Origin of the sequence: Pseudoalteromonas sp. S4741, assembly GCF_005886135.1 — a bacterium.
Classification (GTDB): Bacteria; Pseudomonadota; Gammaproteobacteria; order Enterobacterales; family Alteromonadaceae; genus Pseudoalteromonas; species Pseudoalteromonas tetraodonis.
This window is the reverse complement of the sequence record NZ_PNCN01000241.1, coordinates 1-300: the sequence shown is the minus strand read 5'-3', so window position 1 is coordinate 300 and position 300 is coordinate 1. Positions and strand designations below refer to the sequence as shown.

Annotated in this window: 1 pseudogene; it reads left to right on the top strand. The window is 50.3% G+C overall.

Annotated features, from left to right (window positions below):
- Positions 1–300 (top strand): annotated as a pseudogene (locus CWC30_RS17995) (signal recognition particle-docking protein FtsY); the annotation flags it as partial.

Sequence of the window (300 nt, the reverse complement as noted above, 5' to 3'; positions counted from 1 at the left end):
CTAGTCGCAGAGCAAGCTGAGGCAGAGCGTTTACAAGCTGCAGCAGAGGCCGATCGTTTAGAGCAAGAGAAACAGGCGCAAGCACAGCGCGCAGCGGCAGAAGAAAAACAAGCGATTGAACACGCTAACGCAGAGCTATTAGCTAAACAGCAGGCAGATGCAGAGCAACAAAGACAAGAGCAAGCCAAACGTTTAGCAGAACAAGAAGCGCAAATGCAGTTAGAGCAAGAGCGCATTGCAGCAGAAAAAGCTGAGAATGAACGTTTAGAGCAACAGCGCATTGCAGCAGAGCAAGCTGAG